Origin of the sequence: Hydrogenophaga pseudoflava (assembly GCF_031020795.1) — a bacterium.
Lineage (GTDB): Bacteria > Pseudomonadota > Gammaproteobacteria > Burkholderiales > Burkholderiaceae_C > Hydrogenophaga > Hydrogenophaga pseudoflava_A.
Map to the genome: position 1 here is coordinate 338,142 of NZ_JAVHJP010000006.1, position 26,331 is coordinate 364,472.

Annotated in this window: 23 protein-coding genes; 4 read left to right on the top strand and 19 right to left on the bottom strand. The window is 69.7% G+C overall.

All coding sequences use genetic code 11. The annotated features are described in order from the left end of the window. Positions 1 to 61: 61 nt before the first annotated feature. The 4 genes from RCO38_RS19925 (at position 62) to fdhA (ending at position 4,371) form a co-directional block, all read left to right on the top strand. On the top strand, positions 62 to 1,099 hold the full coding sequence (locus tag RCO38_RS19925) for a quaternary amine ABC transporter ATP-binding protein (RefSeq protein ID WP_308330179.1): 1,038 nt from the start codon (positions 62 to 64) through the stop codon (positions 1,097 to 1,099). Continuing rightward, on the top strand, positions 1,092 to 1,964 hold the full coding sequence (locus RCO38_RS19930; protein WP_308330180.1) for an ABC transporter permease: 873 nt from the start codon (positions 1,092 to 1,094) through the stop codon (positions 1,962 to 1,964). Before RCO38_RS19925 ends, RCO38_RS19930 begins: the two co-directional genes overlap by 8 nt. Before the next feature lie 18 nt (positions 1,965 to 1,982). After that, the gene (locus tag RCO38_RS19935; protein ID WP_308330181.1) at positions 1,983 to 3,047 is read left to right on the top strand and encodes a GlxA family transcriptional regulator; all 1,065 of its coding nucleotides are present in this window, start codon (positions 1,983 to 1,985) and stop codon (positions 3,045 to 3,047) included. Between the two features lie 121 nt (positions 3,048 to 3,168). Beyond that, positions 3,169 to 4,371 (top strand): formaldehyde dehydrogenase, glutathione-independent, encoded by a 1,203-nt coding sequence (gene fdhA, locus RCO38_RS19940; RefSeq protein ID WP_308330182.1) that lies wholly within the window; start codon positions 3,169 to 3,171, stop codon positions 4,369 to 4,371. A gap of 1 nt (position 4,372) precedes the next feature. On the opposite strand, the gene RCO38_RS19945 is transcribed toward fdhA, so the two are convergent. The 19 genes from RCO38_RS19945 to RCO38_RS20035 all read right to left on the bottom strand — a co-directional run bounded on the left by RCO38_RS19945 (position 4,373) and on the right by RCO38_RS20035 (position 26,308). Continuing rightward, entirely contained in the window at positions 4,373 to 5,398 is a 1,026-nt protein-coding gene (locus tag RCO38_RS19945) for a GlxA family transcriptional regulator (RefSeq protein WP_308330183.1), read from the bottom strand. 10 nt (positions 5,399 to 5,408) lie between these two features. Continuing rightward, a complete protein-coding gene (locus RCO38_RS19950; protein ID WP_308330184.1) occupies positions 5,409 to 6,332 on the bottom strand; it encodes a DMT family transporter in 924 nt (307 codons plus the stop codon). A 13-nt stretch (positions 6,333 to 6,345) separates the two neighbouring features. Next, positions 6,346 to 7,224, bottom strand: a complete 879-nt coding sequence (locus tag RCO38_RS19955) for a formyltetrahydrofolate deformylase (protein ID WP_308330185.1) — start codon at positions 7,222 to 7,224, stop codon at positions 6,346 to 6,348. Then, entirely contained in the window at positions 7,205 to 7,657 is a 453-nt protein-coding gene (locus RCO38_RS19960; protein WP_308330186.1) for a dihydroneopterin aldolase, read from the bottom strand. The genes RCO38_RS19955 and RCO38_RS19960 overlap by 20 nt, the downstream gene beginning before the upstream one ends. Continuing rightward, the gene (locus RCO38_RS19965) at positions 7,654 to 8,259 is read right to left on the bottom strand and encodes a sarcosine oxidase subunit gamma (protein ID WP_308330187.1); all 606 of its coding nucleotides are present in this window, start codon (positions 8,257 to 8,259) and stop codon (positions 7,654 to 7,656) included. The genes RCO38_RS19960 and RCO38_RS19965 overlap by 4 nt, the downstream gene beginning before the upstream one ends. Continuing rightward, complete coding sequence (locus tag RCO38_RS19970; protein ID WP_308330188.1) at positions 8,252 to 11,251, bottom strand: sarcosine oxidase subunit alpha family protein; 3,000 nt, start codon at positions 11,249 to 11,251, stop codon at positions 8,252 to 8,254. Before RCO38_RS19970 ends, RCO38_RS19965 begins: the two co-directional genes overlap by 8 nt. Next, positions 11,248 to 11,556 (bottom strand): sarcosine oxidase subunit delta, encoded by a 309-nt coding sequence (locus tag RCO38_RS19975; RefSeq protein WP_308330189.1) that lies wholly within the window; start codon positions 11,554 to 11,556, stop codon positions 11,248 to 11,250. The genes RCO38_RS19970 and RCO38_RS19975 overlap by 4 nt, the downstream gene beginning before the upstream one ends. Positions 11,557 to 11,575: 19 nt before the next feature. Beyond that, complete coding sequence (locus RCO38_RS19980) at positions 11,576 to 12,820, bottom strand: sarcosine oxidase subunit beta family protein (RefSeq protein ID WP_308330190.1); 1,245 nt, start codon at positions 12,818 to 12,820, stop codon at positions 11,576 to 11,578. Positions 12,821 to 12,846: 26 nt separating this feature from the next. Then, positions 12,847 to 14,223: an L-serine ammonia-lyase gene (locus RCO38_RS19985; RefSeq protein WP_308330191.1), complete on the bottom strand. Its 1,377-nt coding sequence runs from the start codon at positions 14,221 to 14,223 to the stop codon at positions 12,847 to 12,849. A gap of 16 nt (positions 14,224 to 14,239) precedes the next feature. Then, on the bottom strand, positions 14,240 to 15,499 hold the full coding sequence (gene glyA / locus RCO38_RS19990) for a serine hydroxymethyltransferase (protein ID WP_308330192.1): 1,260 nt from the start codon (positions 15,497 to 15,499) through the stop codon (positions 14,240 to 14,242). A gap of 154 nt (positions 15,500 to 15,653) precedes the next feature. Further along, complete coding sequence (gene betA / locus RCO38_RS19995; protein WP_308330193.1) at positions 15,654 to 17,318, bottom strand: choline dehydrogenase; 1,665 nt, start codon at positions 17,316 to 17,318, stop codon at positions 15,654 to 15,656. Between the two features lie 54 nt (positions 17,319 to 17,372). Then, positions 17,373 to 18,830, bottom strand: coding sequence for a betaine-aldehyde dehydrogenase (gene betB, locus RCO38_RS20000; protein WP_308330194.1), 1,458 nt, complete (start codon positions 18,828 to 18,830; stop codon positions 17,373 to 17,375). Positions 18,831 to 18,840: 10 nt separating this feature from the next. After that, complete coding sequence (locus RCO38_RS20005) at positions 18,841 to 19,773, bottom strand: choline ABC transporter substrate-binding protein (RefSeq protein ID WP_308330232.1); 933 nt, start codon at positions 19,771 to 19,773, stop codon at positions 18,841 to 18,843. 223 nt (positions 19,774 to 19,996) lie between these two features. Beyond that, positions 19,997 to 22,117, bottom strand: coding sequence for an ATP-binding protein (locus tag RCO38_RS20010; protein WP_308330195.1), 2,121 nt, complete (start codon positions 22,115 to 22,117; stop codon positions 19,997 to 19,999). Next, on the bottom strand, positions 22,114 to 22,548 hold the full coding sequence (locus RCO38_RS20015) for a hypothetical protein (RefSeq protein ID WP_308330196.1): 435 nt from the start codon (positions 22,546 to 22,548) through the stop codon (positions 22,114 to 22,116). The genes RCO38_RS20010 and RCO38_RS20015 overlap by 4 nt, the downstream gene beginning before the upstream one ends. 83 nt (positions 22,549 to 22,631) lie before the next feature. Beyond that, on the bottom strand, positions 22,632 to 23,273 hold the full coding sequence (locus RCO38_RS20020) for a response regulator transcription factor (protein WP_308330197.1): 642 nt from the start codon (positions 23,271 to 23,273) through the stop codon (positions 22,632 to 22,634). Next, complete coding sequence (locus RCO38_RS20025; RefSeq protein WP_308330198.1) at positions 23,270 to 25,372, bottom strand: PAS domain-containing protein; 2,103 nt, start codon at positions 25,370 to 25,372, stop codon at positions 23,270 to 23,272. The genes RCO38_RS20020 and RCO38_RS20025 overlap by 4 nt, the downstream gene beginning before the upstream one ends. A 173-nt stretch (positions 25,373 to 25,545) precedes the next feature. Next, entirely contained in the window at positions 25,546 to 25,899 is a 354-nt protein-coding gene (locus RCO38_RS20030; RefSeq protein WP_308330199.1) for a hypothetical protein, read from the bottom strand. A 31-nt stretch (positions 25,900 to 25,930) separates the two neighbouring features. Continuing rightward, positions 25,931 to 26,308, bottom strand: a complete 378-nt coding sequence (locus RCO38_RS20035) for a DUF2231 domain-containing protein (RefSeq protein ID WP_308330200.1) — start codon at positions 26,306 to 26,308, stop codon at positions 25,931 to 25,933. Between the last annotated feature and the right edge of the window lie 23 nt (positions 26,309 to 26,331).

Consider the following 26,331-nt stretch of genomic DNA (forward strand, 5'->3'; position numbering starts at 1 on the left):
CGATGGCATGCAGCTTGCTCAAAAAAATAACACCCCATCGACAGAGACCCGAGGACCCACGATGCAACAACCCAAAGTCAGTGTGCGAGGTCTGTACAAGATCTTCGGCGACAACATCTCAGAAGCGCAGAAGCTGCTGGCCCAGGGGCTCGGCAAGGACGAAGTTTTCTCACGAACCGGTCACGTGGTCGGCGTGAACAACGTGAGCTTCGACGTCGCGGCCGGCGACATCTACGTGCTCATGGGCCTCTCGGGTTCGGGCAAGTCCACGCTGATCCGGCTCATCAACCGTCTGGTGGAACCGTCCTCCGGCTCGATCAACATCGACGGCGAAGACATTGCCAGGCTGCCACCGCACGAGCTGGTGAAGTGGCGCCGCCGGCGTGTGGCCATGGTGTTCCAGTCGTTCGCGCTGATGCCGCACCGCAGCGTGCTGGACAACGCGGCCTTCGGCCTGGAGATGGCCGGCGTGGACCGCAGGACGCGCGAGGAACGCGCCATGGCCGTGCTGGGCCAGGTGGGCCTGCAGACTTACGCGGCCAAGTACCCCTCGCAGCTCTCGGGCGGCATGCAGCAGCGCGTGGGCCTGGCGCGCGCGTTGGCGGTGGACCCGGACATCCTGCTCATGGACGAGGCCTTCTCGGCGCTCGACCCGCTCAAGCGCGTGGAGATGCAGGGCCTGATGCTGGAGCTGCAGCGCGAGCATCGGCGCACCGTGATCTTCGTCTCTCACGACCTCGAGGAAGCGCTGCGCATCGGCAGCCGCATCGGCATCATGGAAGGCGGCAACCTGGTCCAGGAAGGCACGGCGCACGAGATCATCACGCGCCCGGCCAACGACTATGTGCGCCGCTTCTTCAAGGGCGTGGACACCTCGCGCTACCTCACCGCCGTGGACCTGCTGGACAGCTCCCTGCAGGGCCAGAGCTTCGGCGACCACCAGCGCATTGCGGCCAGCACCCCGCTGCCCGAGGCCATGAAGATCGTGCTGGGCATCGACCAGCCGGTGAGCGTGTTCGACGACACCAACCGCCTGCTGGGCGCCATCTCCGCCCGCAGCCTGCTCCAGAAAATCGCACAAGAGGCCCGCCATGTCTGATCTGCTGTCCCAGGTAACCCAAGCGTCCGAGAACATGCTGCCCCTCGGGCGCTGGGTCAACGCCGGCGTGCAGCTGATGCTGGAGCACGGCGCCGCCGTGTTCAACGGCATCGGTCTGATCGTCGAGCAGTTCGCCCAGTGGGTCGAGATCGTGATGCTGGCCATCCCGTTCTGGCTGGTGATCCTGGTGGCCATCGCGGTGAGCGTGCGGCGAGTGGGCTGGCGCTTCGGTGGTTTCGTGGCGCTGTCCGCGGCGCTGATCGTGGTGACCGGCTTCTGGCAGCAGACCATGGTCACGCTGGCGCTGACCCTCTCGGCCACCTTCATCAGCCTGTTCTACGGCATTCCGCTGGGCATCTGGTGTTCGCGCGCACCACGCGTCAACGCGGTCATCCGGCCGATGCTGGACTTCATGCAGACCATGCCGGCCTTCGTCTACCTGATCCCCGCGGCCATGCTGTTCGGCCTGGGCCGCGTGCCCGGCATCCTGGCCACCGTGATCTTCGCCATGCCGCCGGTGGTGCGCCTGACCAGCCTGGGCATCCGCCAGGTCAGCGCCGAGCAGGTGGAGGCCGGGAACGCCTTCGGCTGCACCTCGACCCAGCTGCTGTTCAAGGTGCAGCTGCCGATCGCGCTGCCCACCATCATGGCGGGCGTGAACCAGACCATCATGATGGCGCTGTCGATGGTGATCATCGCGTCCATGGTCGGCGCCGGCGGGCTGGGCAACGATGTGCTGGCCAGCATCCAGCGGCTGGACATCGGGCTCGGGTTTGAAAGCGGCCTGGCCGTGGTGCTGCTGGCCATCATCCTGGACCGCATCACTGAAAGCTTCGGCGCCGCCCGCGAGAAAAACCGCAGCTGACCTCACGAGGAGCGCCCCATGACACGCCCCGCCCCCGCAGAGCCCCAGGCCAACGCCGCGCGCACGCCGCCCGCCGAGGGCTTCCACGTCGGCTTCGTGCTGCTCGACAACTTCTCCATGATCGCGTTCGCCAACGCCGTGGAGACGCTGCGCATGGCCAACTACATCAGCCGCCGCCCGCTCTACCGCTGGACCGTGGTCGAAGCCGACGCGACCCAGCCAGTGGCCAGCAACGGGCTGACCGTGTCGTCCAGCGGGCGCGCGGAAGACCTCGCAGCCTGCGACCTGGTGCTGGTGTGCGGTGGCATCAACGTGCGCCAGGTCACCACCGAGCCGGTGCGCCGGCTGCTGCGCCAGTGCGCGGCCCGCGGCGCGGCCATGGGCGCGCTGTGCACCGGCTCGTTCGCGCTGGCCGGCGCCGGCCTGCTCGACGGCTACCGCTGCGCCATCCACTGGGAGAACCTGGCCGCCATCAGCGAAGAGTTTCCGAAGGTGCGCTTCACGCCCGAGGTGTTCATCTTCGACCGCGACCGCATCACCTGCTCCGGCGGCACCGCGCCGCTGCACCTGATGCTGCACCTGGTGCGCGGACATCACGGCGCCAAGCTGGTGATGGCGATCTCCGAACAGTTCATCGTCGAGCGGCTGCGCGCCAGCAGCGACCGCCAGCGCATCCCGCAGCCCGAGTGCATCGGCCCGGGCTACCAGCACCTCACGGAGGCCGCCGAAATCATGGCGGCCAACATCGAGGAGCCGATCTCTCTGATCGAGCTGGCCGGCTTGGTCGGGCTGTCGCTGCGCCAGCTCGAACGCCTGTTCAACCGCTACTTCAGCATGAACCCGGCGCAGTACTACCTGAACCTGCGGCTGCGGCGCGCGCAGGAGCTGCTGACGCACAGCAGCCAGCCCATCATGCAGGTCACGGTGGCCTGCGGCTTCCAGTCCTCGTCCCACTTCTGCAAGGCCTACCGCAATCTCTTCGGCCATGCGCCCAGCGACGAGCGCCGCCGCCAGGCACAGGAGGCCGCCACCGGCCGTGCCCAGGCCGTCCGCGACAAGCCGGTGCTGATGCGCGCGGCCTGACGCGCCGCGCCCTGCCGCCGCAGGGCAACTTGGCGTCGCCGGAAGTCAAGTGATGCCGCCCTGATCTGTGAAATTCCCTCCGGGGGGAACCATCCCCCCGCATCCAACAGAGGAGATACACATGTCAGCCAACCGAGGTGTCGTCTACATGGGCCAGGGCCAGGTCGAGGTCCAGTCCATTCCCTTTCCCGAACTGTTGAACCCGATGGGCCGCACGGCCCAGCACGGGGTCATCCTGAAGGTGCTCACCACCAACATCTGCGGCTCGGACCAGCACATGGTGCGCGGCCGCACCACCGCCCCCACCGGCCTGGTGCTGGGGCACGAGATCACCGGCGAGGTGCTCGAAGTCGGGCGCGATGTCGAGACGCTGCAGCGCGGCGACATCGTCTCCGTGCCGTTCAACGTGGCTTGCGGGCGCTGCCGCACCTGCAAGGAGCAGCACACCGGCGTCTGCCTGAGCGTGAACCCCTCGCGTGCGGGTGGCGCCTACGGCTATGTCGACATGGGCGGCTGGATCGGCGGCCAGGCCGAGTACGTGATGGTGCCCTACGCCGATTTCAACCTCCTGAAGTTCCCGGACCGCGCACAGGCGTTCGAGAAGATCCGCGACCTGACTTGCCTCTCCGACATCCTCCCCACGGGCTACCACGGCGCCGTGACGGCCGGTGTGGGCACGGGCAGCACGGTCTACGTGGCCGGCGCCGGGCCGGTCGGTCTCGCAGCCGCGGCCTCGGCGCGACTGCTGGGCGCGGCGGTGGTCATCGTCGGCGACGTCAACCCGGCGCGTCTGGTGCATGCGCGCAAGGTCGGCTTCGAGACGGTGGACCTGTCGCAGGACGCCGGCCTGGGCGAACAGATCGCCCAGATCCTCGGCACGCCCGAGGTGGACTGCGCCGTCGACGCCGTGGGCTTCGAGGCGCGCGGCCACGGCCACGCCGGCTCGCAGGAAGAGGCGCCCGCCACCGTGCTCAACTCGCTCATGGAGGTCACACGCGCGGCTGGCAAGATTGGCATCCCGGGCCTGTATGTGACGGAAGACCCGGGCGCGGCCGACAAGGCGGCCAAGAGCGGCTCGCTGAGCATCCGCCTGGGCCTGGGCTGGGCCAAGTCGCACAGCTTCTTCACCGGGCAGACCCCGGTCATGAAGTACAACCGCGCCCTCATGCAAGCGATCCTGTGGGACCGCATCCACATCGCCGACGTGGTGGGCGTCGAGGTGATCTCCCTCAAGGACGCGCCCCGGGGGTATGCGGCCTTCGACGCGGGCGCGCCGAAGAAATTCGTCATCGACCCGCACGACCAGCTGAAGCTGGCCGCCTGAGTCAGGAGCCGGCAGGGTCCGCGCCAGTCCCCGACAGCGAGGGGGCTGGCGCGCCGGCCCGCTGGCGCACGCTGGAAGGCGAGACGCCGAACTCGGCGCGGAAACGGCTGGCAAAGTGCGACGGGTTCTTGTACCCGCACTTCAGCGCCACCGCGTACAGCGGCTCGGTGGCCGTGTGCAGCAACTGCCGCGCTCGCTCCAGCCGGAACTTCTCCCCGAACGCCGAGGGCGTCATGCCCAGGTCCCGCACGAACAGCCGCTCCATCTGGCGCGTGCTCAGGTGCACCCGCCGCGCCACCTCCTCCACCGCCAGCGCCTGCTCGCAGGTCTGCTCGATCAGCAGCACCGCCTTGCGCACCCTCGGGTCCATCGCCGTCGCCTGCGGCAGCGACAGCGGCTGCGGCGTCGAGGCCGGCAGCTGCTGCTCCTCGATCAGGATGCGCAGCGCCTTCTGCGCCCGCTCCCGCCCGCCGTGCGCGGCGATCAGGTGCGAGGCCGCGTGCACGACGCTGGTCCCCCCCGCGCAGGTGATGCGGTTATGGTCCACCACGAACAGCTCGGCCGAGGTGGCGCTGAGCTCCGGGAATTCGGCGGCGAAGGCCTCGTGGTGGTACCAGCTGACGCAGCAGCGCCGCCCCGTCATCAGGCCCAGCCGCGCCAGCACGAACGAGCCGGTGCACAGGCCCACCAGTGGCACCCCTTTGGCATCGGCCTGCACCAGGTACTGCTGCAGCGCCGGCGCGCACCGCGGTCCGTCGGTCAGGCCGCCGACCACCACCACGTAGTCGAAGCTGGCCGGGTCCACCAGCTCCGAGGTGGGCCGCACCTCCAGCCCAGAGCTGGAGCGGATCGGCCGCATGTCGTGGCTGAGCACCGTCCAGCGGCAGTGGATCGGGCGGCTGCGGTCGCCCTCGTCGGCCGCCAGGCGCAGCGCGTCCACAAAGGCCGACATCGCCACCAGCGTGAAGTTCGGACACAGCACGAACCCCACCCAGAGCGACGGGCCGCGGCGCTCCAGCGTTCTCATCGGCCGGCCCTCACGACGGCACACCCGCCGTGGTGCGCAGCGGCACCGGGCGGGAGGCCAGGTAGACACCGGGCAACAGCAGCGCCGCGCCCCACAGGTGGTACCAGCCCAGCGACTCGCCCAGCAGCCACCAGGCCGCCAGCGCACCGTAGAGCGGGCTGAGGTACAGCGTCGCGGCCACCTTGCTGGCGCCCAGGATCTGCTGCGACCAGCCGTACAGGCCGAAGGCCATCAGGCCCGGGATCAGGGCCGCGACGATGCCCATGAGCCAGGCCTGCGGGCCGATCACCGGGGTGCCGGGCTGCGCCATCTCCCAGGCGGTGCCCGCCGCCAGGAACGGCACCGATCCCCAGGCGATGACGGCCAGCCGCGCGGCGGCGCCGAGCGGGCTGCGCCAGTGGGCCAGCAGCAGCGCATAGAGCGCCCAGCAGACCACGCCGGCCAGGATCCAGAGATCACCTTCGACGAAGCGGAAGTCGGCCAGCCCCGCCCACTGCCCCTGCACCACCACGTGCAGCACGCCGAACAGGGCCAGGGCCACCCCCAGCCACTGCAGCGGCCCCATGCGCTCGTGCAGCCACAGCGCCGAGCACACCGCGATCAGCGCAGGCGCGGCGGAATAGATGAGGCCGATGTTGGTGGCCGTGGTGGTCCGGCCGCCGATGTAGACCCAGGCCCCGCAGGCCACCATGCCCAGGAAGCCCAGCACCAGGTGGTGGTGCCAGGTGCGGGCAATGTGCACCCATTCGCGCCGCAGCTCCTCGTGCACCAGCACGGTCAAGAGCACCCCGGCGATGCCCCAGCGCATCAGGCCCAGCGTGTAGGGCTCGACCACGCCCGGCGCCACGCGGGCCATCAGGTTGTTGAGCGTCCACAGCAGCGGGATCAGCCAGATCGACAGCCGGGCCAGCCGGACATGGGCGGGGTTGTGCATCGGCCCCGGCGCCCTAGCGCAGCACCACCGTCCGCAGCCCATTGATGAATACCCGGTGCTCCAGTACATAGCGCAGCGCCCGGCCCAGCGCCAGGCACTCCACGCTGCGGCCGGTGCTCAGCAGCTGCTCGGGGCTGTAGGCATGGTCCACGCGCTCCAGCGCCTGCTCGATGATCGGGCCCTCGTCGAGGTCGCTGGTGGCGAAGTGGGCCGTGGCGCCGATCAGCTTGACGCCACGCGCGTGCGCCTGTTCGTAGGGGCGCGCTCCCTTGAATCCGGGCAGGAAGGAATGGTGGATGTTGATGACGCGGCCGGCCAGCTTCTCGCACATCTCCTCGGACAGCACCTGCATGTAGCGCGCCAGCACCACCAGCTCGGCCTCGTGCTGCTCGATGCAGGCCAGCAAGGCGGCCTCCTGCTGCGGCTTGGTGTCGGCGGTGATCGGCAGATGGTGGAAGGCGATGCCCTCGGCCACCGCCAGCGGGCCCAGGTCGGCGTGGTTGGACACCACCGCCACCACGTCCATGTTCAGCTCCTTGCGGCGCCACTGGGCCAGCAGGTCGCGCAGGCAGTGGTCGGCCTTGGAGACCATGATCATCACGCGCATCGGGCGGCTGAGGTCGTGGATGCCGCCCTCGGCGCCGACGAAACTGTCCATCAGCCGCGCATAGGCCTCGCGCAGCGCGGCGATGCCGCTGGCCTTGGCGCCGTCGAGACGGAACACGATGCGCACGTAGAAGCGCGAGACCAGGGCGTCGTCGAACACCGCGAACTCTTCGATGTAGGCGCCGTGCTTCTCCAGCAGGGCCACCATGGCGGCCACCTGGCCCTGGGCGCTGGTGACCGCCAGGGTCAGCACATAGCGGTGGGTGTCATTGCGCGAGGCTTGCATGGGGTTCCCCGTGGGTGGTGAGGGTGTGGATCAGGGCCTGGGTCGCGGCCGTCTGCCGCTGCAGCGCCTCGAACTCGGCGCGCGTGCAGGCGCGCTCCATGCCGACCGCCAGCGCCTGCTGGCTCACGCGCTGCTTGTAGAGACCGACCCAGACGTGGCGCACGCGCGGGTCGGTGGCGAACAGGAACCCGATCACCTGGTTGACGCGCGTCTCCAGCAGCGGCGTGTGCGGCGAGGCCGGCCACTCCTGCGTCAGCCAGCGGCACAGCGGCTCGTAGTCGAAGCATTCCTGCAGCGCACCGGGCGCGGCGGCGGCCTCGCCGGTCGCGGTCAGGCTCACCCACACCGGCTGGGCGTCCCGCTCGTGCTCGTAGATGCCCACGGGCAGCTGCGTCGCCAGCCGCTCGATGCGCACAGTCCAGGTGGCGTTCATGGGAAGCGCCGGACCACCAGGCCGCACTCGGGCGTGCAGCGCTCCAGCATCAGCCAGACGTAGCGCTGGAAGCTGTTGCGCACCAGCACCTCGTAGGCCGGGGCGGCCTCGGTCTGCCACAGCCACACCGAGGCTTTGAAGAACACCGAACCCGCGGCCGATCCCGGCTGGAACACGCGCGGGTGCAGGTCCAGCGGGCAGCCCTGTGCCAGCACCTCGCGCACCGGCTGGCCGCTGAGGTGCAGCACGGTGTAGCCGCTGCTGACGTCGGTGACCGCGACGTGCTGGCCGGCCAGGGCCTGCCGAAGGCGCGCCTCGATCGTGGCGGCCTTCCCCTTGGCGCCGATCACGAACCAGTCGTCCGGCCCCACCCAGACGATGCGGTGGGTGTCGTTGGCCAGCGTGGTGCAGGCCCCGGTGGGCAGCTCCAGGCCCAGGGCCTGGGCCACGCCTTCGCGGAAGGCCGCGTCGTCGGGGTTGCCGCGCAGGTTGAGCACGGACAGGCCGTGGCGCCAGCCGGCCAGCAGGGACTGTTCGGTGGAGGCGCGGGCGGTGGGCACGCGGCCCATGGCCGCGGCAGGGCGGTGGGAGGTATCAAGCATTCTGGCGCTCCGATTTCGGGTCGAAGAAGACCGGGCTGGCGATGGTGGCGGTGTGGACGACCGGGCCGTGGGGGCCGCCCTGGGAGATGTGGACCTTCTCGCCCATGCGGTTGAGTCCTCCCTTGACCAGGGCCATGGCAATCGAGCGGCCCAGGGTCGGGCTCATGTAGCTGGAGGTCACGTGGCCGACCATGGGGGCGGTCGGGCCGGTGGGCGCCTGGTTGAGGATCTGCGCGCCCTCGGTGAGCACCACCTTGGGGTCGTCGGGCAGCAGGCCGACCAGCTGCTTGCGGTCGGTGCGCACCGTGTCTTCGCGGGTCAGCGAACGCTTGCCCAGGCAGTCCTTGGTCTTGGTGACCAGGCCGCCCATGCCCAGGTCCATCGGCGTGACGGAACCGTCGGTGTCCTGGCCGATGATGATGTAGCCCTTCTCGGCACGCAGCACGTGCATGGTCTCGGTGCCGTAGGGGGTGATGTCGAACTCGGCCCCCGCGGCGTGGATCGCTTCCCAGGCCTTCAGCCCGTCGTTGGCCGCCACATTGACTTCGTAGCAGCGCTCGCCCGAGAAGCTGATGCGCATGATGCGGGCCTTGAAACCGGCCACCGTGCCTTCGCGGTAGGACATGAACGGGAAGGACGCGTCGTCGAAGTCCACGTCCTTGCAGACCTTCTGCAGCACGGCACGGCTCTTGGGGCCGGCCACGATGGAGGTGGACCAGTGGTCAGTCGCGCTGGTCAGGTAGACCTTGAGGTGCGGCCACTCGGTCTGCAGCCAGCGTTCCATCCAGGCCAGCACGCGCGCCGCGCCGCCCGAGGTGGTGTGCATCAGGTAGTGGTTCTCGGCCAGGCGCACGGTCACGCCGTCGTCGAACACCATGCCGTTCTCGTCCAGCATCAGGCCGTAGCGGCACTTGCCGATCTCCAGCTTGGACCAGGCGTTGCTGTACATCCAGTTGAGCAGCACGCTGGCGTCCGGGCCCTGGATGTCGATCTTGCCCAGGGTGGAGCCGTCCAGCGTGCCCACGCCGTTGCGCACGGCCAGGGTCTCGCGGTGCACGGCGGCGTGCAGGTCTTCGCCCGGCCTGGGGTAGTACCAGGGGCGCTTCCACTGGCCCACGTCCTCGAACAGCGCCCCCTGCTTCACGTGCCAGTCGTGCATGGCGGTGGTGCGCACCGGGTCGAAGGCCTCGCCCAGCTCCAGGCCGGCCACGGCGCCGAAGGTGACCGGCGTGTAGTTGGGGCGGAAGGTGGTGGTGCCGACCTGCGGGATGGCCTTGCCCAGCGCCTGGGCCACGATGCCCATGCCGTTGATGTTGCCGGTCTTGCCCTGGTCGGTGCCGAAGCCCATGGCCGTGTAGCGCTTGACGTGTTCGATGGACTCGAAGCCTTCGCGCACCGCGAGGTGGATGTCGGACGCAGCCACGTCGTTCTGCAGGTCGACGAACTGCTTGGGCGCACGGCTCACCGGCTGGGCGTGGGGCACCAGCCAGAGGGCACGGATGCCACCGGGGTCCCGCGCGGCCACGGCGGGAGCGGCCGCGCCGGCGGGCAGACCCAGGGCCTTGAGCGCCTGGGCCGCGGCCGCGGCGGCGCTGTCGGCGCAGGCCTTGAGCGTGAGCCGGCCCGCACAGGCACCGGCCGAGCGCTCGGACTGGGCCGCAGGACCGGGCAGGAAGGCCGCGAGCTCGTCGCTCCAGGCGGCTTTGCTGCCGGCCTGGCACTGCAGGTGGATCACCGGGCTGAAACCGCCGGAGAGCGCGACCAGGTCGCAGGCCAGTGCGCGGGGCTCGCCGGTCAGTCGGTCCTGGCCGTCGATGGCCTGCACCACCACGCCGGACACGCGCTTGCCGCCTCGCGCTTCGGTGACCACCTGGCCGGCCAGCACGGTGATGCCCGCGGCCTTGGCCTTCTGGCTCAGCGAGCCCGAGGGCTGGGCGCGCGCGTCGACCACCTGCACGCTGGCACCGGCGGCCTTGAGCGCCAGCGCCGCGTCGTAGCCGGCGTCGTTGTTGGTGAAGACCACGGCATTGCGGCCCGGCAGCACCGCGTAGCGGCGGATGTAGGTGGACACCGCGCCGGCCAGCATGATGCCGGGCAGGTCGTTGTTGCCGAACACCAGCGGGCGCTCGTGGGCACCGGTGGCGATCACCACCTGTTTCGCCCGCACACGCCACAGGCGTTCACGGAACACCGGTGCCTGGTCGGCGCTCAAGTGGTCGCCGCGGCGCTCGACCAGGGTCACCATGTCGTGGTCCTGGTAGCCAAAGGCGGTGGTGCGCGGCAGCACGGTCACGTCGGGCAGTGCGCCCAGTTCGGCCAGGGCCTGAGCCCCCCACTGGGCCGCCGGCTGGCCATCGACCTGTTCATCGCTGGACAGCAGCCAGCCACCGGCCTCGGCCTGTTCGTCGCACAGCAGCACGCGGGCCCCGGCGCGGGCCGCCGACAGCGCAGCCGTCAGGCCGGCGATGCCGGCACCGACCACCAGCACATCACAGTGTGCGAAACGTTTGTCGTAGCGGTCGGGGTCGTGTTCGGTGGGCGAGACGCCCAGGCCGCTGGCCTTGCGGATGTGCTTCTCGAAGAAGTGCCAGGCGGCCTGCGAGGCCATGAAGGTCTTGTAGTAGAAGCCGGCCGGGATCAGGCGCGCAAACCAGCCGTTGAGCGCGCCGGTGTCGAACTCGATGCTGGGTTTGGCGTGGATGGACCGGGCGCTCAGGCCCTCGACCAGCGACACCTCGGTCATGCGCGCGTTGGGCACGGTGCGGTTGCCGTCGAACAGCTGCACCAGCGCATTGGGTTCCTCCACGCCGGCCGACAGGATGCCGCGCGGGCGGTGGTACTTCCAGCTGCGCGCGACCATGCAGACGCCGTTGGCCAGCAGGGCCGAGGCCAGCGTGTCGCCCTCCAGGCCCTGGTACGGGCGGCCGTTGAAGCGGAAGTTGAGGGCGCGGCGGCGGTCGACGCGGCCACCGGCGGACAGGCGGGCGCTCATTTCGAAGCTCCTTGGTTCACATGGGCGGCGAATTCGGCGGGCACGGGTTCACCGATCTTCCAGGTCGCTTCAAAGCGGTAGTTCACGGTGTGGCGCAGCGCGTTGAACCAGCGGCCGCAGCCGGCCGAGTGGCGCCACTGCTCGTGGTGCAGACCCTTGGGGTTCTCGCGCATGAACACGTAGTCGCCCCACTGGCGGTCGTCCATGGCCTCGGAGTTCAGCGGGCGCACGATGCCGCCCTCGCCACCGCAGGTGAATTCGATCTCGGCACGGGTGCCGCAGTACGGACAGTTGATTTGCAACATGGTCGGGTTCCTCAGTGGCTCAGTGGGCGACGCCAGCCGCGCCGTGTTCGTCGATCAGGTGGCCGTTGTAGAAACGGTCCAGGCACAGCGAGGCGTTGAGTTCGTGCGGCCGGTCCTGTGCGACCGTGTAGGCCATGGCCCAGCCCGATCCCGGCGTGGCCTTGAAGCCGCCGGTGCCCCAGCCGCAGTTGATGTAGAGCCCCTTGACCGGGGTCAGGCCGATGATCGGGCAGGCGTCGGGCGAGACGTCCACGATGCCGCCCCACTGGCGGTTCATGCGCACGCGCGAAAACATCGGGAACATCTCGACGATGGCCTGCAGCGTGTGCTCGATGGTCTGGTAGCTGCCGCGCTGGCCGTAGCCGTTGTACTGGTCCACACCGGCACCGATCACCAGGTCGCCCTTGTCGGACTGGCTGATGTAGGCGTGGATGGCGTTGCTCATCAGCACGCAGGGGAAGATGGGCTTGAGCGGCTCGGACACCAGGGCCTGCAGCGGCTTGCTCTCGATCGGCAGGCGGATGCCGGCCATGCTGGCGATCACGCTCGAATGACCGGCCGAGACGATGGCGACCTTCTTGGCCTTGATGAAGCCCTTGACCGTGTCCACGCCGGTCACCTGCCCGCCCTCACGGCCGATGCCGATGACTTCGCAGTTCTGGATGATGTCCACGCCGCGCGCGTCGGCCGCGCGGGCAAAGCCCCAGGCCACCGCGTCGTGGCGCGCCACACCGCCGCGCCGTTGCAGCGAGGCGCCCAGCACCGGGTAGCGCGTGTTGAGGTTGATGTACGGGATCATTTCCTTGATCTGCGCGGGCGTCACCACCTCGCCGTCCACGCCGTTCAGGCGGTTGGCGTTGACGCGGCGCTCGATGTCGCGCATCTCCTGCAGCGTGTGACCCAGGTTGAGCACGCCCCGCTGGCTGAACATCACGTTGTAGTTCAGGTCCTGCGACAGGCCTTCCCACAGCTGCATGGACTTCTCGTACAGCGCCGTGGACTCGTCCCACAGGTAGTTGGAGCGCACGATGGTGGTGTTGCGCGCCGTGTTGCCGCCGCCCAGGTAGCCCTTCTCGATCACGGCGACGTTGCGCACGCCGTGTTCCTTGGCCAGGTAGTAGGCGGTGGCCAGGCCGTGGCCACCGGCGCCGACCACGACCACGTCGTACTCGCGCTTGGGCTCGGGCGAGCGCCACTGCTTCTGCCAGCCCTCGTGGTAGGACATGCTGTTGCGCAGCAGGGACCAGATGGAAAAGTTCTGCATGGTGGGAGGTCTTTCTCTCTACTCTTTCAGCACTCGACGATGTTCACGGCCAGTCCGCCTCGGGACGTTTCCTTGTATTTGGTCAGCATGTCCGCGCCGGTCTGGCGCATGGTCTTGATGACCTTGTCCAGGCTGACGAAGTGGGTGCCGTCGCCGCGCAGCGCCATGCGCGCCGCGTTGATGGCTTTGACGGATGCGATGGCGTTGCGCTCGATGCAGGGGATCTGCACCAGCCCGCCCACCGGGTCGCAGGTCAGGCCCAGGTGGTGTTCCATGCCGATCTCGGCCGCGTTCTCCACCTGCTCGGGCGTGCCGCCCAGCACCTGCGCCAGCGCACCCGACGCCATCGAGCAGGCCACCCCCACCTCGCCCTGGCAGCCGACCTCGGCACCGCTGATGCTGGCGTTTTCCTTGTAGAGGATGCCGATGGCCGCGGCCGTGAGCAGGAAGTCGATCACCCCCTGCTCATTGGCACCGGGAATGAAGCGTGCGTAGTAGTGCAGCACCGCGGGCACGATCCCCGCCGCGCCGTTGGTGGGCGCCGTCACCACGCGGCCTCCGGCGGCGTTCTCTTCGTTCACCGCCAGCGCGTACAGGTTGATCCAGTCCATCACCTGCAGCGGGTCTTTCAGCGCGGCCTCTGGATGTGCGGTCAGCGAGCGGTGCAGCTCGCCCGCGCGGCGCTTGACCTTGAAGCCGCCGGGCAGAGTGCCTTCGGTGGCGATGCCGCGCTTGACGCAGGCCTGCATCACGGACCAGATCTTGAGCAGGCCGGCGCGCACGGTGTCGGCGTCGCGCCAGACCAGCTCGTTGCGCCACATCACCTGCGCGATGCTCAGCCCGCTTTGCTGGCAGCGCTGCAGCAGCTCGTCGCCGGTGGTGAAGGGGTATGGCAGCGGCGTGGCGTCGGGCACCAGGGCGTGCTGGCCGGCCTCGTCCTGACCGATCACGAAACCGCCGCCCACCGAGTAGTAGGTCTTGTCCAGCAGCACAGCGCCCTGCGCGTCCATCGCCCACAGCCGCATGCCGTTGGGGTGGAAGGGCAGCGGCTTGCGCAGCATCTTCAGGCCCTCGCGCTCGTCGAAAGCGATGGGGTGCGTGCCCAGCAGGCTCAGGGTCTTGCTCTCGCGCAGCGCCGCCAGGCGCGGCGCGATGCTGTCGGGGTCCACCAGGTCGGGCTCTTCGCCCTCCAGGCCGAGCAGCACGGCCTTGTCGCTGCCATGGCCCTTGCCGGTCGCGCCCAGCGAGCCGTACAACTCGCAGCGCACGGCCTGCACGGCGTCCAGCAGGCCGCCGTCGCGCAGGGCCAGCGCGAACCGGTGCGCCGCCCGCATAGGCCCCACGGTGTGCGAGCTGCTCGGACCGATGCCGATCTTGAAGAGGTCGAAGGTGCTCAGTGCCATCTTGGGCTTCCGGGCTTCAGCCGTAGACCGGGAAGGCCGCGGTCAGCGCGGCCACATCGGCGCGCACGCGGGCCATCACCGCCTCGTCGGTCGGGTGGTCCAGCAGATCGGCGATCAGGTGGCCGACCTTGATCGCTTCGGCTTCCTTGAAGCCGCGCGTGGTCATGGCGGGCGAGCCCAGGCGCACGCCGCTGGTCACCATCGGCTTCTCCGGGTCGTTGGGGATGGCGTTCTTGTTGACCGTGATGTGGGCGCTGCCCAGCAGGGCTTCGGCGGCCTTGCCGGTCATGCCCTTGGCGCGCAGATCCACCAGCATCACGTGGCTCTCGGTGCGGCCGCTGACGATGCGCAGGCCGCGCGCCACCAGGGTGTCGGCCAGCGCGGCGGCGTTCTTCACCACCTGCTGCTGGTAGGCCCTGAACTCGGGGCTCAGCGCCTCACCGAAGGCCACGGCCTTGGCCGCGATCACGTGCATCAGCGGGCCACCCTGCAGGCCGGGGAAGATGGCGCTGTTGATCGCCTTCTCGTGCTCGGGGCGCATCAGGATGATGCCGCCGCGCGGTCCGCGCAGGCTTTTGTGCGTGGTGCTGGTGACGATGTCGGCGTGCGGGATGGGGTTCGGGTACTCGCCCGCCGCGATCAGGCCGGCGTAGTGCGCCATGTCCACCATCAGCAACGCGCCGACGTCCTTGGCGACCTTGGCGAAGCGCTCGAAGTCGATGCGCAGGGCGTAGGCCGAAGCGCCGGCGATGATGATCTTGGGCTTGCTCTCGTGGGCCTTGCGCTCCATCGCGTCGTAGTCGATTTCTTCCTTCTCGTTCAGGCCGTAGCTGACGACGTTGAACCACTTGCCCGACATGTTCAGCGCCATGCCGTGCGAGAGGTGGCCGCCTTCGGCCAGGTTCATGCCCATGAAGGTGTCGCCCGGCTTCATGAAGGCCATGAACACGGCCTCGTTGGCCTGTGCACCCGAGTGCGGCTGCACGTTGGCACCCCAGCCGTGCGCGTCGGCACCGAAGAGCTGCTTGACGCGATCGATCGCCAGCTGCTCGGCCTGGTCGACGAATTCGCAGCCACCGTAGTAGCGCCTGCCGGGGTAGCCCTCGGCGTACTTGTTGGTGAGCTGGCTGCCCTGGGCCTGCATGACGGACGGCGAGGTGTAGTTCTCGCTGGCGATCAGCTCGATGTGCTGTTCCTGGCGCTGGTGCTCCTGCTGGACGATGGACCACAGGGCCGGATCGGACGCCTGCAGGGACTGCTTCTGGTAGCTGAACATGGGTGTTTCCTCGGGTCTTGTAGGGAGATTCGAACTGGGACGAATCTTCGTTTTCCTGACCCGGTGGCGCTGCGCTGGACACGCCAATTTCTGTTCCCATTCCGACATCCGCAGGCGTCTGATTCCGACATGTGTCGGCCGGCGCCCGCGGGGGTCAGCGCTGCTGCGCCTGCCAATTCGGATGCAGCCACACCGGTGCGTCCGAGGGCGGCAGCGCCCGGCCCTTGATCGCGTCCGCGATCTTCTCGGCCATCATGATGGTGGGCACGTTGAGGTTGCCGCTGACGATGACCGGCATGATGGACGCGTCCACCACACGAAGGCCCTGCACGCCGTGCACCCGGCCCTGCCCGTCCACCACCGCCAGCTCGTCGTGCCCCATGCGGCAGGAGCAGCTGGGGTGGTAGGCCGTCTCGGCCTGGCTGCGGATGTGTTCGTCGATCTCTGCGTCGCTGCGCACCTGGGCCGTGGGCGACAGCTCCTGGGCGCGGTAGCGGTCAAAGGCCTGCTGCGCGAACACCTCGCGGGTGAGGCGGATGGCCGCACGGAACTCCTTGCGGTCCTGCTCGGTGCTCATGTAGTTGAAGCGGATCTCGGGCGCGTCGCGGTGGCTGGTGCTGCGGATGCGCACATGGCCGCGGCTGGTCGAGCGCATGGGCCCCACATGGGCCTGGAAGCCGTGGCCTTCCACCGTGGCGCTGCCGTCGTAGCGCACCGCCATCGGCAGGAAGTGGTACTGCAGGTCGGGGTGCTTGACACCCGCGTCGCTGCGGATGAAGCCGCCGGACTCGAAGTGGTTGGTCGCCCCCAGGCCGGTGCGCGTGAGCAGCCACTGCGCACCGATGGCCCCCATGGCCAGCGGCTTGGTGGCCGCGTAGAGCGTGATCGGTTCCTTGCAGGCGTACTGCACATAGGTTTCCAGGTGGTCCTGCAGGTTCTCGCCCACACCACGCCGGTCCGCCACCACCGGGATGCCCAGTGATCGCAGCAGGTCCGCGGGGCCCACGCCCGAGAGCTGCAGCAGCTGCGGCGACTGGATGGCCCCGGCGCTGAGGAGGACCTCGCGCCGCGCCCGGTACACCACCTTCTGCCCGCCCTGCTCCACCTCCACCCCGACCGCGCGGGGCTGCGCCCTGCCCTCGAACACGATGCGCGAGACCGCGGTGCCGGTGTGCAGTGTGACGTTGCCACGCTGCAGGGCCGGACGCAGGTAAGCCATGGCCGTGCTCCAGCGCCGGCCCTTGTGCACCGTCATGTCCATGGGGCCGAAGCCTTCCTGCCGGTGGCCGTTCATGTCGGCGGTGTAGCCGTAGCCGGCCTGCTGGCCGGCCTCGACGAAGGCGTTGTAGAGCGGGTTCTTGCACGCCCCGGTGGACACCTTCAGCGGGCCGTCCGAGCCGCGGTACTCGTCGCCGCCCCGCTCCCGGGTCTCGGACTTGCGGAAGTACGGCAGGCAGTGTGCGTAGCGCCATTCGGGCAGCCCGAACTGTTCGGCCCAGCCGTTGTAGTCCTCGGCGTGGCCGCGGATGTAGACCATGCCGTTGATGCTGCTGGAGCCGCCGATGGTCTTGCCGCGCGGGCAGTGGATGCGACGGTTGTTCATGCCGGGGTCCGCCTCCGCCTCGAACTGCCAGCTGTAGCGCGGGTTGGCCATGGGGTAGGCGAACGCGCTGGGCATGTGGATGAACAGGTGGTGGTCCATCGGGCCGGCCTCCAGCACCAGGACCTTCAGGTCCAGGTCTTCGCCCAGCCGGTAGGCCAGGGTGCTGCCGGCCGAACCGGCGCCGATGATGATGTAGTCGAATTCTGCGGCTCGCATGGTCATCCGGACAGGCGCGCGCGGCGCTGGAAAAGAGGAAGAGCGGAAGCGGTGTCAGCGGTAGCCGGTCGCCACCTCGCCCAGCTCGACGTACACCGTCTTGAGCTGGGTGTAGTGGTCCAGCGCGGCCATGCTGTTCTCCGAACCGATGCCGGACTCGCCCACGCCGCCGAAGGGCATTTCGATGGGCGCGATGTTGTAGTTGTTGATCCAGCAGATGCCCGCGCGCAGCTGCGCCGCCACGCGGTGCCCCCGCTGCAGGTCGGAGGTGAACACGCCCGCGGCCAGTCCGAAGCGCGAGCGGTTGGCACGTGCCACGGCCTCGGCCTCGGTGTCGAAGGTGAGCATGGACAGCACCGGCCCGAAGATCTCTTCGCGCACGATGCGCATGTCGTCGCGGCAGTCGGCGAAGATGGTGGGCGCCACGAAGTTGCGGCCCAGGCCGTCCACGGCCACCCGTTCGCCACCACACACCAGGGACGCGCCCTCGGCCACGCCGCTGGCGATGTAGTCCATCACCTTGTCGGCATGGGCCTCGGAAATCAGCGCGCCGATCTCGGTGGCGGGGTCGGCCGGGTCGCCCACGCGCAGCAGCGCCGTGCGTTCCTTCAGCCGCGCCAGAAAGCGCGGTGCGATGCCCTTCTGCACGAAGACGCGCGTGCAGTGGGTGCAGACCTCGCCCTGCGTGTAGAAGTTGCCCATCATCGCGGCGGCCACCGCCTGTTCCAGGTCGGCGTCGTCGAACACCAGCAGCGGCGACTTGCCGCCCAGCTCCATGGTCACGCGCTTGAGCGTGCCGGCGGCGGTTTCCATGACGCGCTTGCCGGTGGGCACGGAACCCGTGACCGAGACCTTGGCCACGTCGGGGTGCGACGCCAGCATCGCGCCCACCGCGCCGCGCCCCTGCAGCACGTTGAACACACCCGGCGGCACACCGGCCTCCAGATAGATCTCGGCCAGCTTGACGGCGGTGGCCGGGGTCAGCTCGGAGGGCTTGAAGACCATCGCGTTGCCCGCCGCGAGCGCAGGCGCCGACTTCCAGCAGGCGATCTGCAGCGGGTAGTTCCAGGCGCCGATGCCCACGCACACGCCCAGCGGTTCCCTGCGGCTGTAGGCGAAGGCGTTCTTCAGCGGGTACTGCTGGCCGGACAGCGTGGCCGCCGCGCCCGCGAAGTACTCGATGCAGTCCGCCCCGCTCACCACGTCCACCACCAGGGCCTCCTGGATCGGCTTGCCGCAGTCCTGCACCTCCAGCGCGGCCAGCTCGTCGTTGCGCTGGCGCAGGATGTCGGCCGCGCGGCGCAGGATGCGGCCGCGCTCGGTGCCGGTCATGGCCGACCACAGCGTGAAGCCGGCCTGCGCGGCCGCCACAGCGCGGTCCACGTCGGCCTGCGTGACTTCGTGCACCACGGCCCAGGCCAGCCCGGTAGCGGGGTTGATCGACTCGAACCCGGCTCCGCCGCCCTGCACGGGTCCCCCGCCGACGAAGCTGGGGAGAATGGGAAGGCTCATGGCGGGACGCTTACTTCGCCAGTGCGGCCTTGACCGCTTCCAGGCCGGGCTTGCCGTCGAAGGTGGTCACGCCCACCAGCCACTTGTCAACGGTGTCCGGGTGCTTCTTGAGGTAGGCCCGCGCCGCGGCGTTGGGCTTGACCTTGTTGAGGATCGGGCCCATCACCTCGTTCTCGATGCCGGTGCTGAACTGCAGGTTCTTGAGGAAGGCGTTGACGTTGGGACAGCGCTTCTCGTACGACGGCGGAATGGCGGTGTAGACCTTGGCCTCGCCCAGGTTGGGTCCGAACACCTCGTCGCCGCCCGAGAGGTAGCTCATCTTGAGCTGCACGTTCATGGGGTGCGGCTCCCAGCCCAGGAACACGATGGCTTTCTGCTCCTTGACCGCGCGCTGCGCCGAGACCAGCATGCCGGCCTCGCTGGACTCCACCAGCTTGAACGACTTCAGGCCGAACTTGTTGTCCTTGATCATGCCGGCGATGAGGGCGTTGCCGTCGTTGCCAGGCTCGATGCCGTGGATCTTGCCGTCCAGCTCCTTCTCGAACTTCGCGATGTCGTTGAAGGTCTTGAGGCCCTTGTCGTACAGGTAGGTCGGCACGGCCAGCGTGTACTTCGCTCCTACCAGGTTGGGCGTGTCCAGCACCTTGATGTCACCCGCCTTCACGAAGGGCTCGATGACCGGCGTCATCGACGGGTTCCAGTAGCCCAGGAACGCGTCGATCTGTTTCTTCTTCATGCCGGCGAACACGATGGGCACGGATGCGATGGTGACCTTGGGCTGGTAGCCCAGGCCTTCGAGCACGACCGAGGCCAGCCCTGTGGTGGCGGCGATGTCGCTCCAGCCCACATCGGCGAAGTTGACGGTCCTGCAACTGGCGTCGTCGGCGAGCGCCTGCTGTCCTGTCAACAAGCTCACTGCGGCGAGTACTCCTGCTACCTTCATCTGCATGTCTGCTCCAGCTGGAAAAGGCGACGCCGACCCGCTGGACCGTTGACCAGAACGGGCCGCGCCAGTGGGGAACACTTCCCCAAGGAAGTGCGCGGATTGCGCCCGTCACCGCGGTCAGCGGGTGGTGGTGCGCCGCTGCATGTTGCGGCGCCTCGGCGACCTGCGGTTAGCTGCAGACGCCAGTTTCTGGCCTGATTCCGACACCCGGTTCGCTGAATCAGCGGCCGGCCATGTAGCCGTCGAAGCAGTGCCGCAGGCGCCCGATGGCCGGGGTGAGCAGGGTCAGCAGTTCCAGTGCCCGCTCGGCCCTGATGCTGCGGCCGGCATGTTCCATCTCGTGCAGCAGCTCGGCCACGAAGCGGGCGCCGCTGGCCCGGGCCGAGGATTTCAGCCGGTGCGCGACACCCGTGAAGGCGGACCAGCGCGCCTGTTCGGCGTGCTCGTGCAGCTCGACCAGGCCGCGGTCCAGCGCGGTCATCAGCAGGGTCAGCACGGTGCGGTGGTCGTCGGGGTCGTCGCCCAGCATGTCCACCAGCACCTGGGGGTCGTGGTCCGGCAGCACGGCCGCGGCGTCCGACCCGGCGGGCGGGACGGGCATCCAGCGCTGGAGCGTCTGGCCCAGCTGCTGGATGGACAGCGGTTTGCAGAGGTAGTCGTCCATGCCGGCCTGCTGGCAGCGCAGGGCCTCACCGCGCAGGGCGTTCGCGGTGAGCGCGATCACCGCGCAACGCGCCGGCGGATCGGCCTGGCGCAGGGCCTGCGTGAGTTCGTAGCCATCCAGACCGGGCATGTGCAGGTCGGTCAGCACCAAGCTGAAGCGGCCCGCGCGGGCCGTCCATTGCCGCAGGGCCTGGCGGCCGTCCTCGGCCAGCTCCACCGGCACGCCCAGTTGCTGCAGCTGCCGCTGGATGACCATGCGGTTGACCGCGTTGTCTTCGGCGACCAGCACCGGCTCCAGCTGTTCGGTCCGCCAGACGGGCAGCGGCTGTCCCTCGGCGCGCACCACATCGGGCGCCGCCGGTGCCGGTGCGTCGCAGAGCCGCAGCGGCAGGCGCACGCAGGCCACGGTGCCCTCGCCGAGGCGCGAATGCAGGTCGATGTCCCCGCCCATGGCCTCGACCAGCCTGCGGCAGATCGCCAGACCGAGTCCGGTCCCGCCGAAGCGCCGCGTGGTCTGTGCATCGGCCTGCTGGAAGGGCACGAACAGCCGGGCCAGCTGATCGGCGGCGATGCCCACCCCGTTGTCTTCCACCTCCAGCAGCAAGGTTTCGTTCCGTTCGGCGCTCACGCAGATGTTCACCTGGCCCTGACGGCCCTGACCGGAAGAAAACTTGATGGCATTGCCGCCCAGGTTGAACAGGACCTGGCGCAGCCGCAGCGGGTCACACAGGATGTGGGTGGGCAGCGCGGGCGAGAGCCGGACCTGCAGCTCGGTGCCGTGGGCCTCGGCATTGGCCCGCAGGCTGTCGCAGGCGCCCTGGACCAGGTCGCGCAGATCGGTCGGGCTGTCGTGCAGGTCCATGTGGCCCGCCTCGATCTTCGCGAAGTCCAGGATGTTGTCGATCAGCCCCAGCAGGATGTGGGCCGACTCGTGCACGGTGTGGCAGAGCTGGCGCTGGTGGGAGTCGATGGGGGTGCGCTCGAGCAGTTCGAGCATGCCGAGCACGCCGTTCATGGGGGTGCGGATCTCGTGGCTCATGGTGGCCAGGAAGGCGCTCTTGGCGGCATTGGCCTGTTCGGCCCGCTGGCGGGCCTGCTCCAGCTCCTGCGTGCGCGCCGCCACGCGCGCCTCCAGCTCGCTGGCGGCGGCTTCGAGCCGGGCGCGCTGGGCCAGGTGTTCGCTGCGTGCGCGCAGCCAGTGGTTGATCACCCCGGCCAGGTCCTGCAACTGCTGTCGCTGGCCCTCGGTGAGCTGGCGTGGCAGGCTGTCGGTCACGCACAGGGCGCCCAGGCGATGGCCGCCGAGGCCGATCGGCACCCCGGCGTAGAAGCGGATGCCGGCCGGCCCGAGCACCATTGGATGGCTTGCAAACCGGGGGTCCTGAAGCGCGTCCTGCACCTCCAGCAACCGGTCGGACTGGATGGTGTGGTGGCAGAAGGCATCGGAGCGCGGCACGTTGGCCGGACCGGCCGTGGCCGCCTGCGTGCGCTGATCGGTAGCGTAGATGAAATTGACCATGGCGGCCGGCGCGCCGACCACGCCCGCCGCCACCCGCGCCAATCCCTTCAGCGCGGCATCGTCCAGCACCTCGTGCAGCCGGAGCTCTTCCAGTGCCTGCTGGCGCAGGGCTTCTCTCGCGCCGGACGGCGTCGTGAGTATGGGCTGACGGGCGTTCACAAGACCCCCGCCTCTTCGCTCCTGCCGTGCAGACCCGGTGCATGCGCCACTGGCTCCCAGTGGCGCAGCAGCATGGGCACCTCGTCCCAGTGCAGGGTGTCGTGGTGCGCCGCACCGCCCACGGGTTGCCCGCGCTCATGGCAGGTGTAGCAGACGCTGCCTTCGAGGGTGCGGGCCAGATGCCGGCGCAGCAAGGGCGCGCGGTCGCCGTTGAGACGCGCGTCGATGAGCACCAGCTCCGGGCGCACCTGCTGGGCCAGGTCGATCGCCAGCCGGTCATCGCGCGCCCATTCGACGTGCAGCCGGTGCTGGCGCCCCTTGGCCAGCGCGCGCAGGGTCTGCACATGCTCGACATGGCTGGTGACCACCAGCAGGGTGGTCCGGTGGGTGGGGCCGCGGTGCAGCCGCTGGGAGGCGTAAGGCAGGGTCATGATGGCCCCGACTGTGCCGCCAGGGCGCGCGGGCGCCTGCCGGGAAACCTTGACCGGGTGTGTGCGGGATCCCGGTCGAACGCTCAGCGCTCCTGCGCGCTGATCAGGCCTTCGCGGATGGCCAGCCGCACCAGGCCCGTGACATCGTTCACACCCAGCTTGGTCATCAGCCGGCTGCGGTAGGACTCGACCGTCTTGGGCGAGAGGTTCAGGGCTTCCCCGATGGCTGCACTGGTCTGGCCGCGCACCACCAGCAGCAGCACCTGCTGCTCGCGCACCGACAGGCTGGCCAGGGCTTGCGACTCGGGCGACTCGGTGAGCCCCTGCACCGCCAGCTCGGCGGCTTCGGGGCCGAGGTGCCGACGTCCGGCCAGCACCGCGTCGATGGCTTTCAGCACCTCGGCCGCGGGCGCTCCCTTGAGCACATAGCCGGCGGCCCCCAGCCGCAGCGCCTCGGCCACATGGCGGGGCTGGGCAGACATGGTCAGCACCACCGTGCGCACCGGCAGCTTGCGCAGCCGGACCTGCTCCAGCAGCTCCAGGCCTGAGCGGTCGCCCAGGTGCAGGTCCAGCAGCATCACGTCCGGCAACAGCCGCTGCAGATCGGCCAGCGCGGGCGCGGGATGGTCGGCCTCCCCCACGACCCGGTGACCGGCGTCCTCCAGCACGGCGCGCAGGCCGTCGCGCATCAGGGCGTGGTCGTCGACCAGGTAGATCGTGCTCATGGGGTGTCGGTCGGGACGGGGGGCTGGGTGTTGGCGGGCCACTGGAGTGTGACGCACAAACCATGCGGCTGCGCCGGCCCCACCCGCATGCGCGCGCCGATGGCCAGGGCGCGCTCGCGCATGCCGACCAGGCCCAGGTGGCCGGGTCGCGCACCGGGCCGGTCCTCCGGCATGCCTTCGCCGTCGTCCTCGATGCTGAGCACCAGATGGTCCGGCGCGCCCTTGAGCACGAGCCGGATCTGGCGGGCGTGGGCATGGCGCACAGCATTGGCGATCGCCTCGCGAGCGACCATGAAGGCGGCGTGCTCCACATCGGCCGGCCACCGGGTGAGCGCGGCCAGCGGCTCGGTGTCCAGCCGCAACTCGGCGGGCGCCGCTTCGTTGCGGCGCATCTGCACCTCGTTGTCCAGCGCCGCCGCCAGGCCCAGGTCCTCCAGCAGCGGCGGGCGCAGCTCCACCAGCGCCTGGCGCACCTGTGCGACGGCCTGGTCGATCAACAGCCCCAGGCGCTGCGCGCGGTCGCGGTGGCGCTGGTCGCTGGCCGCCCCCAGCACCGGCTGCAGGGTGTCGAAGGCCAGGCGCACCGCGCCCAGGGTCTGGCCAAGCTGGTCGTGCAGCGTCTGCGCCAGCCGCCGTGTGGTGGCCTGCTCCTGCTGCATCAGGCGGTGGGTGAGCTCGGCCAGATCGTCCTGGTGCTGTGCCGCGGCGGTGGCCGCGTGCACCCGCTCCGTGATGTCGCGCACCAGCACGATCTGGCCCAGCGATTCCCCCTCGGGTGAGCGCAGGGGCAGCAGGCGCCACTCGCCCCAGCGCTCCAGCCCGGAGCGCGTGACTGTCCGGGCCTCGAAAGCCCGCAGCTGGTCGTCGGCGGACGGCTCCGCGTCGTCGTGCACACGGCCGGGCAGCAGCTCGTCGATGGGCCGGCCCAGCGCCTCCTCGGGTGACCAGCCGAAGACCGCGGCCGCCTGCTGGTTCCAGAAGCTCACCCGCCCCCCGGTGTCCAGCAGGTACACCGGTGTCGGCAGCTGGTCGAGCACCTGGTGAAGGCGCTGGGCGTCCTGCAGCAGGTGCTCCAGCAGCGCCTGCGATCCCTGGTCGATGTCCCATGCGGGCGCGAGCCGGCGCATTGCATCGGCCACAGCCCGCAGGAAGGCCCCGGGCTCCCCTCCGTCCTGCCGGGGCCGGGCGGTCGAGACGGCGTCGAAGACCTGCTGGTAGGGCCGCGCCAGACGGCGCGAGATCCACACCCCCAGACCACCGATCAGCAACGCGGCGGGCAGGCCCCATCCCAGCAGGCCGCTTTCAAGCTGGGTGGCCGGTTGCACGGCGGCTTGCAGCGGCTGGTGGGCGAGCGCGCGCCAGGGCACCTTCACATCGGAATCCACGCCCGCCAGAGCGGTGAGCCCTTCGACCGCCTGCAGCCCCGGGGCCGCGACGGCACCCAGGGCCACGGAGTCCTGGGGCGCCAGCAGCGCCAGCTCCAGGGAGCGCCGCGCCACCGGGTCGCCGAGCGCGAACTGGCGCAGGGCCTCGAAGTAACGCTGGTCCAGCAGGGCCACCAGCGCGCCGGCGGGCGCGTTCTGCGCTGTGCGCAACGGGACCACCAGCACCCCGAGGGCCGACGCCGTGGGCAGCGACGCCCAGGACGGCAGCACCCCCACGGTCAACAGTTCGGCGGAGCCGGCCTGCGCCCGCGCGGGGTCCAGCAGCACTTGTCCGGTGCGGGCCGGCTCGGCAGGCGACGACACCAGCAGCCGGCCCTGGGGATCCACCCACCCGATCCAGACATAGGCGGTGGACTGCCCCCGCAGATGGTCCAGTTCATCGCTGCTGCCGGTCGGCTGGGACGGGTTGCCCTGTTGCAGCAGGCGTCCGGTGAGCTGCAGCTCCGACACGCGGCGGGACACGGTGCGGGACACCAGTTCGGCAAAGACCCTGGAGACCTGCGCCACGCGGTAGCCGGCCCGCTGCTCCAGTTCGTGCTCGATGATGAGGTGGTTGGCCACCAGCACCAGCGCCAGCAACACCACGGTGGCCAGACCAGGCAGCAGCGGCAGGGCCACCCGGGGGCCGATGCGGTGGAGTCGGTGTGTGGACATGCGCGCATTGTGGCGGCCGGCCGGGTGGTTTCGGAAACCGGGCCCGGCTTGTCCCCACGCGCCCTGAAAAAGCCTGTGGATATCTGGTGAACGGATGCGCCGAACCCGCGCCCCTGCTGGCCTTGCGAGGAGTTGCTCAAAAAACTGGCAGGCGGTTTTCTTTCTTTGGGGGCTCAGGGAGGCTCACCCGGTGCGTCGTGGGTGGGAAAGGGCCACGGGCCTTCGGAGGGCCCGGTCGCGCGCGTGTCGCGCGCGCTGGCCGCGAAATGAGGCTGCGACGCTTCCAGAAACGCATGGTGCAGCTGTGCCAGTTCGCGCGCGCATTCCTGGGCCTGTTCCCGCGCCGCCGGGTCGCCGCCGCGCATGCGGCGCACCGCCTGCTCGAACGTCACCGTGGCGGCCTTCCACCGGTCGTACGCCGCTTCGAACTCCTTCAATGAAGGGGTCGCGCCTTCCACGAGCGCGCCACCTCCGGCAGGGCCGTGGCCGGCCGACGGGTCTGTAGGGGGAATGTGAGTCTGGTTCATGGACACAGCCGGCAAGGCGCGTTCCTGAACCTCACGACCGGCCGACGCTGCGCGGGGCGTCCAGGCCGGCGTCTTCGTCCACGCCGACGCCCAGGCGGCACACCAGTTCACCGCCGAGCCATGCGGTGACCAGCGCGCCAGCCACGGCCAGCCAGGCACAGACCAGGGAGTTGAGCGGGGGCACCGACCGGGGCTCGCGCAGCAGCCAGGCTGCGAGAAACAGCAGCGAAACAATGGTGTTGCCGCCGCCATGCAGCGCGCCGATGCGGCGCGCGCGGGTGCCGCGCGGGATGGCGGTCCAGTCCATGAAGCCGAACGGAGCGGCGACCGCCGCACCGGGCAGACCACCGGTCAGCACCCAGTAGGGCGCCGTGAAAAGGACCGCGCGTGCGCTGTTCAGGAATGCCACTTGCCGCTCCACGGAGGTGTTGG